This window comes from Achromobacter sp. Marseille-Q0513 (genome assembly GCF_018195695.1).
In the GTDB taxonomy this organism is placed as follows: Bacteria; Pseudomonadota; Gammaproteobacteria; order Burkholderiales; family Burkholderiaceae_B; genus Achromobacter.
This window is the reverse complement of record NZ_JAGTJY010000237.1, coordinates 1-7,888: the sequence shown is the minus strand read 5'-3', so window position 1 is coordinate 7,888 and position 7,888 is coordinate 1. Positions and strand designations below refer to the sequence as shown.

8 protein-coding genes and 1 pseudogene are annotated in these 7,888 nt (G+C 68.8%); 2 read left to right on the top strand and 7 right to left on the bottom strand.

Annotated elements, in window-relative coordinates:
• The first annotated feature begins 239 nt into the window (after positions 1-239).
• Positions 240-884: a TetR/AcrR family transcriptional regulator gene (locus KDH83_RS28065; protein WP_212321779.1), complete on the top strand. Its 645-nt coding sequence runs from the start codon at positions 240-242 to the stop codon at positions 882-884.
• A gap of 67 nt (positions 885-951) precedes the next feature.
• Here KDH83_RS28065 and KDH83_RS28060 read toward each other — a convergent pair whose 3' ends face one another.
• Together KDH83_RS28060 and KDH83_RS28055 are read right to left on the bottom strand one after the other, a co-directional pair.
• Positions 952-1,233: a peptidylprolyl isomerase gene (locus KDH83_RS28060; protein ID WP_103271237.1), complete on the bottom strand. Its 282-nt coding sequence runs from the start codon at positions 1,231-1,233 to the stop codon at positions 952-954.
• A 181-nt stretch (positions 1,234-1,414) separates the two neighbouring features.
• Entirely contained in the window at positions 1,415-2,431 is a 1,017-nt protein-coding gene (locus KDH83_RS28055) for an amino acid ABC transporter substrate-binding protein (protein WP_212321776.1), read from the bottom strand.
• Between the two features lie 347 nt (positions 2,432-2,778).
• Here KDH83_RS28055 and KDH83_RS28050 point away from each other — a divergent pair, with 347 nt between their 5' ends.
• Positions 2,779-3,102: a YXWGXW repeat-containing protein gene (locus KDH83_RS28050; protein ID WP_212321774.1), complete on the top strand. Its 324-nt coding sequence runs from the start codon at positions 2,779-2,781 to the stop codon at positions 3,100-3,102.
• 10 nt (positions 3,103-3,112) lie between these two features.
• Here the strand turns inward: KDH83_RS28050 and KDH83_RS28045 are convergent, their stop codons facing one another.
• The 5 genes and pseudogenes from KDH83_RS28045 to KDH83_RS28025 form a co-directional block, all read right to left on the bottom strand.
• The gene (locus tag KDH83_RS28045) at positions 3,113-4,096 is read right to left on the bottom strand and encodes a tripartite tricarboxylate transporter substrate-binding protein (protein ID WP_212321772.1); all 984 of its coding nucleotides are present in this window, start codon (positions 4,094-4,096) and stop codon (positions 3,113-3,115) included.
• Positions 4,097-4,233: 137 nt separating this feature from the next.
• Positions 4,234-5,814 (bottom strand): NAD(P)/FAD-dependent oxidoreductase, encoded by a 1,581-nt coding sequence (locus KDH83_RS28040; protein ID WP_212321770.1) that lies wholly within the window; start codon positions 5,812-5,814, stop codon positions 4,234-4,236.
• A gap of 44 nt (positions 5,815-5,858) precedes the next feature.
• Positions 5,859-6,737, bottom strand: a complete 879-nt coding sequence (locus KDH83_RS28035) for a helix-turn-helix domain-containing protein (RefSeq protein WP_212321768.1) — start codon at positions 6,735-6,737, stop codon at positions 5,859-5,861.
• Between the two features lie 167 nt (positions 6,738-6,904).
• A complete protein-coding gene (locus KDH83_RS28030; RefSeq protein WP_212321766.1) occupies positions 6,905-7,597 on the bottom strand; it encodes a hypothetical protein in 693 nt (230 codons plus the stop codon).
• Positions 7,597-7,888: pseudogene (locus tag KDH83_RS28025) on the bottom strand (hypothetical protein); the annotation flags it as partial. The pseudogene KDH83_RS28025 and the gene KDH83_RS28030, both read right to left, overlap by 1 nt.

Sequence of the window (7,888 nt, the reverse complement as noted above, 5' to 3'; positions counted from 1 at the left end):
CGTCACGAGCGCTCATGGAACAGGGGCATCCAGGAATACGGAATTGGCGGGTTTCCCGCCCGGTCGCCCCCCGGAGGCTGGGGTGGGGTAGTCATGGAAACGCAGACGTAAATGAGAATCTGAACTAATTAGATGAATTAGTTTACGAATACTAAACTAATTCGGCCAGCGAAGTAAACTCCCCGTTCAGAGGCTGGCGCGGCAGAACCACAGGTTGCCGCCCATCACACGGAGACTCCATGCCCCCCGACACCCCGCCCGCGGCTCGCGGACGCCCGCGCACCATCACGCGTGAACGGATTGCCGATGCCGGCATCGCCGTCGGCCTGCCGAACGTCAGCTTCGTCAATGTCGCCGCCGCGCTCGGGGTGAGCCACATGGCGCTGTACAAGCGGGTGGAAAGCCTGGAGGCGCTCAAGCTGATGGTGGCCGAGGAGATCTTCACCCGCTGGCCGGTGCCGCATGCCGGCGCCGATACCCATCCCGAACTTAGGGACTACCTGGTCGCGCTGGTCATCTCGCTGCGCGACATGGTCAAGACGCATCCCGGCCTGGCGCCGTACCTGCTGCGCCCGTCGGTCACGACCCAGCCCATGATGGCCAAGATCCACGGCCACCAGACTGAGGTCGCGCGCGTCTACGGCGTGTCGCCGGACCAGGCGCGCGTGCTGCTGGCGACGGTGGCGTTCCACTGCATCGCCGTGGCCGACACGGTGTATTCGGTGGCGGGGGAAGAGCCCGCCGCCAGGCCGGACCGCGCCACCGAAGAGGCCCAGGTCGAGGCCGAGTTCGCGCAGGGCATGTACGCGCTCATCGTCGGCGCCTTGGCCGTGCTGGAGCAGCGCGAGCCGTTCGACCCGGCGCTGTTCCAGGCGCGGCAATAGGCCGGGCGCAATGAAAAACGCCGCCAGGATCGCTCCTGGCGGCGTTTTGCTGTCGCTGCGGGACGGCTCAGTCCTGGCGGCTGGTCACTTCGACCAGGTGGTAGCCGAACTGCGTCTTGACCGGGCCCTGGACCTCGCCGACCGGGGCGCTGAACACCACGGCGTCGAATTCCTTGACCATTTCGCCACGGCCGAAGGTGCCCAGGTTGCCGCCGTCGCGGCTGGACGGGCAGCTGGAGTTTTCCTTCGCCACCTGGGCGAAGTCGGCGCCGTTCTCGATGGCGGTCTTCAGTTCGTTGGCCTTGGCTTCGGTCGAGACCAGGATGTGGCGGGCGGCGGCTTTTGCCATGAGAGGCTCCTTGCGGGAAATCGGTTGGGGTGGGGAGAGTAACGCATTTGGGCGGACTCGGCGCCCAGCCATCATAGACGGCGCGCGTTGCCGCAGTGGTTTCCAGTGGTCAAAAAAAGGGACGCCGGCAAAGGCCGGCGTCCCGATGCATGCGGTGGGCGCCGTCATCGGCGCCGTGGCGCTAGCGCACTGGCCAGCCGTAAATCAGGCCGCCATCGCGGTACGAGGCGTTCAGGCCGCGCGGCAGCTTCAGCGGGCTGCTCTCGCCCAGGTTCTTCTCGTAGCTTTCGCCGTAGTTGCCGATGCGCTTGATGACGTTGTAGGCCCACTTGTCATCCACGCCCAGGTTCTTGCCCATGCCCGGCGTCACGCCCAGCAGGCGCTGCACGTTGGGGTTGGTGCTTTTCAGCATCTCGTCCACGTTCTTGGAAGTGATGCCGTATTCCTCGGCTTCCATCATCGCGTACATGGTCCAGCGCACGATGTTGAACCACTGCTCGTCGCCCTGGCGCACCATGGGGCCGAGCGGCTCCTTGGAGAAGTTCTCGGGCAGGATCATGTACTGATCGGGATTGGCCAGCGTGCTGCGCGCGGCGGCCAGCTGGGATTTGTCGCCGGTGAAGGCGTCGCAGCGGCCCACGGCGAACGAGCGAATGATCTCGTCCAGGCGCTCGACCACGACGGGCTTGAACGCGATGCCTTGCGAGCGGAACCAGTCGGCCAGGTTCAGCTCGGTGGTGGTGCCGGGCTGCACGCAGACCGTGGCGCCGTCCAGCTCCTTGGCGCTTTTGACGTTCAGGGACTTGTTCACCATGATGCCCTGGCTGTCGTAGTAGTTCACGCCCACGCCGATCAGGCCCAGCGTGGTGTCGCGCGTCAGCGAGAGCGTGGTGTTGCGGGTCAGTACATCCACTTCGCCGGACTGCAGGGCGGTGAAGCGCTGCAGCGCGCTGATGGACAGGATCTTGGCCTTGGACGCATCGCCGAACAGGGTGATGGCGATCGCGCGGCACAGGTCCACGTCCAGGCCGACCCAGTCGCCCTTGCTGTCGTTGGCCGACAGGCCCGATACGCCGGTGGACACGCCGCACTGGACGAAGCCCTTGTTCTTGATGCTGTCGAACGTCGCGCCAGCGTGGGCGCTCCAGGACGAAACGAACAGCGCGGCGCCCGCCGCGGCAAGTTTCAGTGCTTTCATGGTGTCTCCGTACTGCAGGGATATGTCTGTTTTCGCGTCAGCCGGGAGGCTGAAGTGCGGCGAATGGTAGCGACGGGTCCTGGAGGGGAGTATCGGGGAATTCCCTTTAAGTCCAAGGAGCGGAATTTAAACGGCCGCGCCGGGGGCGGGCTGCGATGTCGCGCGCGCCGGCGCGGCGCCCATTGTGGTTTTCCTGGACCAGGAATCTCGTTCGCCCTTGGCCCGGAAACGCGCTGAAACGCCCGCGCCCCGCCGCGTAACCATTTCGACAATTCCACGCGCGCACACTGGCCCTGCCGCGTCCGCCATCGCGGGCGCGCGCTGTCAGATTCGAGGGAGATTCCGCCATGAACACCTACGCCAAAGCCGTCCTGACCGCGGGCGCCGCGGTCGTCCTGTCACTGGGCGCGCTGGCCGCGCCGTCGACCGCGCAAGCCGGCGTCGCCATCAGCATCGACGTGGCGCCGCCGCCGCCGCGCGTGGAAGTGGTGCCGCCGCCCCGGGTCGGCTATGTCTGGGCGCCGGGGCATTGGGAATGGGTGGGCGGACGCCACGCCTGGGTGACCGGCGTCTGGCTGCCGGCGCGGCCAGGGTACGTGTACCACGGGCCGGTGTGGGTGGCGCGGCATGGGCACTGGGTGTATCGCGAGGCGCGGTGGGGGCGGCGTTGAGCCGCAGGCGTCAGGGCTTGAGTCCGAGCTCCTGGATCAGCCGGGCCCACTTTGCGCGATCGTCCTTGACCAGCGCGCCGAGCTGCGTCGAGTTGCCGCCCACCGGATCCAGCCCAAGTTCGTAGAGCCGCGAGCGGACGCCGGGATCCTGCAGCGCCGTGGCGACTTCACGTTCCATGCGGCCGACGATGTCCGCGGAAACGCCCCTGGGCGCGAACAGGCCGATCCAGGCATCGCCGGACACCCCTGGATAGCCGCTGTCCGCGATCGTCTTGATGTCGGGGATCTGCTGCGCTGTCCGGCTGCCGGTGACGGCGATGATGCCGAGCTTGCCGGCCTTGGCGTTGGGCAGGCTGGTGGCCAGGGGGTCCACCACGATATCGATGCGTCCGCCCATCAAGTCGGCCAGGGCTTGCGAGTCGTCCTTGTAGCCGATCCACTCGATGGCGATGCCGGCGCGTTGCTTGAGCAATTCCATGGACAGGAAGGCGATGCCGCTGCGTCCTGTGCTGGACGAATACGTGAGCCGGCCCGGGCTGGCCTTGGCCAGGGCGACCAGCTCAGCTAGGTTGGCCGCCTGCAGGCCAGGGCGGACGCTGATGACCAGGACGGCGGTGGTCAGCTGGCTGACCGGCGTGAAGTCCCGCTCCGGGTCATAGGGCAGGTTGGCGCGGTAGCTGGGATTGATGGTGAAGACGCCGGCGTTCGACACGAAGAAATCGTGGCCGTCGCTGGACGCCTTGGCGGCCGCGGCGGCGGCGATCATGCCGTCCGCGCCCGGTTTGTTCTCGATGACCACGGGCTTGCCCAGGGACTCGCCGACTTTCGCGAAGATCACACGCGTGGCCGTGTCCACGGCGGTGCCGGCGGCGGAAGGCAGCACGATGTGGATGGGCTTGGCGGGCCAGGCGGCGCCGGGCGCCTGGGCATGCGCCGTGCCGGCCAGGGTCAGCAGCAAGCCCAGGCCAAGGGAGCGAAGCAAGAGCGTGGTCATACGGGTCTCCTTGGCGGCTTGCATGGGATATCGGGATCGTGCCGCCCTCATATGTGCCACGCCATTCTTGGCCGGAACGGACCGGAGCGATACAGGTCCGGCAGCCGGACCTACCGGTGTATCCCGCGTTGCCGGGATCAGCGCGGGGCCAGCCGCCGCGCGACGTGAAAGCCCGACGTGCCGGCCAGCCCCGGGCCCGGATGCGTGGAGGCGCCGATATGCCAGAGGCGCTTGATCGGCGTCTGGTGGTTCCGCGCGCCGGGCAGCGGCCGCCACAGCATGAACTGGTCCAGGCTGCACTCCCCGGAATAGGGATCGCCGCCGACCAGGTTGATATTCAACCTTTCCAGGTCCGCGGGCGACAGCACGCGGCGGCCGACGATGGCGCGCGAGAGATTGGGCATCTGCGCGCACATGCGCGCCACGATCCGGTCGGCATAGGCCTGGGCGATGGCTTCGGTCCAGGCGCCGTCGGAGGGTGCGTCCAGGCGTCCGGCGGCGTCGCCGCGTATCTGCCTGGGGCATTCGGGCAACTGCACCCACAGCACGGCGCCGCCGTCGGGCGCGCGGGACGGATCCACGGCGCTGGGTTGGCCGACGCAGATCGTGCCTTCGGCGGGCAGCAGCCCGCGCTGCGCCTCGTCGACCGCGCGGGCGACGCCGTCCAGGCCGGGCGTCATGTGCACGTAGCCGACCGAAGCCAGCTCGGGCGCGCACCATTGCACGGGCTCGGACAGGGCCAGGTGGATCTGCATATTGCCTTTGCCGTAGCGGTAGTCGGCGGCCTGCCGGCGCAGGTCCGGGGCCACGCTGTCCGCCGGCAGCAGCCGCCCATAGAGCTGCGTGGGCGTGACGTTGCAGATGACGTCGCGGCCATGGAACTCGCGCCCGTCCGCCAGCGCCACGCCTACGGCACGGCCGTCGCGCACGAGCACGCGGTCGACGTCGGCGTCGGTGTGCAGCGCGCCGCCGTTGGCGGCGATGAGCTGCGCGAAGGCATCGACCGTGCGGCCATTGCCGCCTTGCACCATCGGCATGCCGGCCGCTTCCAGCGTGAACGCCACGACCTGCAGCATCAGGGCCGACATGGCGCTTTCCGGCCCCAGCCCGCAATGCAGCGCCCAGGGCGCCAGCAGGGCGCGCAGCAGGTCGGAACGGATCGACGTCTCCAGCCAGGCGCGTCCGCTGCGCAGGGATGTGCCGAAGAACGCGCCGGTGGCGTCGAAGCCGTCGCGCCAGCCCGCCGTGGCGACGGCGCGCGCGGCCGGCCAGCTCTTGAGTTCCGTGCCCAGCAGCGTGAAGATCAGCGCCGAATGGCGCTCCACGAATTGCATCGCGGCCTGATAGGCATGGCCGTCTCCCGCTGCCAGCGCTTCGAAGTTCGTGATGTTCTTTTCGCGCGAGGTGGACAGGATCAGGTGGCGGCCATCCGGCAGCAGCACGCCGGTGGGTGTGTCGTTCTTGCAGTAGGCCAGGCCAAAGCCGTGCAGCGCTTCGCCCAGGTCGGCGTAGGCCGGGCCGGTGACAAAGAGTGGATGCGCGGCGGACAGCGTGTCGTGCAGATAGCCCGGCGCGGTCAACGCCTCGGTCCGGATGCAGCCGCCCAGCACGGCCTCGCGCTCCAGCACGCAGACGCGGCGCTTGCGTCTGGCCAGCATGGCGGCGCAGACCAGCGAGTTGATTCCGCTGCCGACGATGATGGCGTCGAATGGTTCCATTTCCAGCTCCCCTTGTTTGAGTGTTTGCTTGCGTGTGCGCGGATTCACGCGCCGGCCTGGATGAAGCCGTCGCGGTATTTCGGGTCCAGCCAGGGCGGCCGCTTGAAGCCATGTTGTTCGCAGGTCGTGCCGATGCTTGCCGCGGTCTTGCGCAGCAGCGCCAGGTAGCGCTGCACGATCATGTCCTCGGATGCCATGCTCAGGATCCAGACCAGGCTCAGGCAGCCCAGCGCGTGCCTGCCCACCATGATGGGCACGGCGATGGCGCCGAGCTGCCCGTGAAAGACCTGATCGGGGCTGGGGTACGTTGCGTCGCGCTTGCCGTAGCCTTGCGCACAGGTCTGCGCCAGTAGCGCATTGACCCAGGCGGCGTCCTGGATGGCGTGGTCTTCACGCCTGCTGGACTGGCCCAGGTTCTTGAATATCTTGCCCCGTTCCGACGCCGGACAGGCCATCAGGTAGGCGCGGCCCGCGGCGGACCACAGCATGCTGGGGGCCTGCATGCCCATGACATGCCAGTTGATCGTGAGCGGGCTGATGGCGCGGTTGCTTTCGAGGATGCGCATGTGCGCGCCGGTACAGATGGAGATGTCGGACGGCCACACGGTCTGGGCGTGCAGCTCGCGCAGCGGCGTGGCCGCCAGGTCCGCCAGTTGTCCGATGGCGAGCGCGGCGGGCGCCGCCGGCAGGCCGCCCGTGCGCAGTTGGTAGTGGCCATCGGCCATGCGCTTGGAGATCCAGCCTTCGTGCTCCAGCGTCTGCAGCACGCGCGCCAGCGCGGCCTTGGACAGGCCGCTGTCCCGTTGCAGCCGCGCGAAGCCCGCGTCGCCGTCCTGGGCCAGCAGCCGCAGAATGCGCAGGCCCTTGGCCAGTGATTGGATGGCCGGGCCTTCGGCGTGCGTCGATGTGCTGCGCGTGCTCATGATGCCGTTCCTCTGCGTGGGACGTGGCAGGCGGATGCCCGGGCCATGGCGGATGCCTCGGGCGCATGGCGGAAAGCGAGGACGCAGTATGCGCCCGTCGGCGTGGCTTGTCAGCGGCTGGACCAAGGCGGGGCCGGGCGCGGCGCTGCGGCGGTCGGCGGTGCGCGTCAGCGTCGCTGCGCGAGCATGGGCAGATGCTCATCCTGTCCGCCGGCTGGCGGCATCCGCGCGCGGTGCTCGCGCAGTGCGCGCCGCACCGGGGTGTCCAGGGCCTGGGCCAGGGCCTGCGCCGTATCGAACAGGGCATGGCTGCGCAGCATCCAGTTCAGCGGGCGGCCCGGCAGCGCGACATTGTGCTCGAAGCGCGTGTATACGGCGGTCTCGCGCTGGCCCGGCAGTTCCTGCATGAGCGGGACATGCCCGTCCAGGTACTCGGCGATCCAGGCGCGCGGATCCGGAGGGTCGCCCTCGTAGCCCGCCAGGTAGGCGCAAGCCCGCGGCGGAATCGGCGTGGCCGACGGCAGCGCGTGCAGGTATACCCGGCGCATGGCCTGTACGCTCAGTTCGCAGGCCAGCAACGGCCCGAGCGCGGGTGCGCGGCACAGCGCCGCGATCCAGCCATTCGGGCCGGCCGCCCGCCGCAAGGCGTCGACATGCGCGAAGTCCAGGCGCAGCATCCAGTCGTGGCCGGCGGCGGCGCGCAGCAGCGGGTCGGCCACCTGGACGGGTTCGTAGAACGCCGCGCCGGCGCAGTCCGCGCGAGGAGCCAGCAAGGCAAGAACGGCCGCGCCATCGGCGCGGCTTCCTGCGTGGTCCGGCGCGGCGGGCCGCGTCCACCTCAGGAACAGCGCGCAGGACATCACGGGGCTCCCTCGCCGCCGGGCAGGTCGCGTTGCAGATCCTCGTAGTAGCGGCAAGCGTTGCTGTAGGCCAGCGCGTCGGCCATGTCGTCGGCGCAGATCACGTTGTGCTCGGCGACATAGGCGTCCCAGTCGCGCAGCAGGGCCGAGACGATGTCGATGCGCGAGGCGGCCAGGTCCCGGGTCTCGCCGGGATCGGCGGCGAGGTCGTACAGCTCCCAATCTCCGGCGCCCCAGGGCCGGTTGCAGTGCACCAGCTTCCAGTCGCCCGCCCGCAATGCATGGCGGCCC

Excerpts from the sequence above, each read along its gene's own strand:
- KDH83_RS28065 (WP_212321779.1), top strand. The coding sequence starts at position 240 with ATGCCCCCCGACACCCCGCCCGCGGCTCGCGGACGCCCGCGCACCATC.
- KDH83_RS28060 (WP_103271237.1), bottom strand. The coding sequence starts at position 1,233 with ATGGCAAAAGCCGCCGCCCGCCACATCCTGGTCTCGACCGAAGCCAAG.
- KDH83_RS28055 (WP_212321776.1), bottom strand. The coding sequence starts at position 2,431 with ATGAAAGCACTGAAACTTGCCGCGGCGGGCGCCGCGCTGTTCGTTTCG.
- KDH83_RS28050 (WP_212321774.1), top strand. The coding sequence starts at position 2,779 with ATGAACACCTACGCCAAAGCCGTCCTGACCGCGGGCGCCGCGGTCGTC.
- KDH83_RS28045 (WP_212321772.1), bottom strand. The coding sequence starts at position 4,096 with ATGACCACGCTCTTGCTTCGCTCCCTTGGCCTGGGCTTGCTGCTGACC.
- KDH83_RS28040 (WP_212321770.1), bottom strand. The coding sequence starts at position 5,814 with ATGGAACCATTCGACGCCATCATCGTCGGCAGCGGAATCAACTCGCTG.
- KDH83_RS28035 (WP_212321768.1), bottom strand. The coding sequence starts at position 6,737 with ATGAGCACGCGCAGCACATCGACGCACGCCGAAGGCCCGGCCATCCAA.
- KDH83_RS28030 (WP_212321766.1), bottom strand. The coding sequence starts at position 7,597 with ATGTCCTGCGCGCTGTTCCTGAGGTGGACGCGGCCCGCCGCGCCGGAC.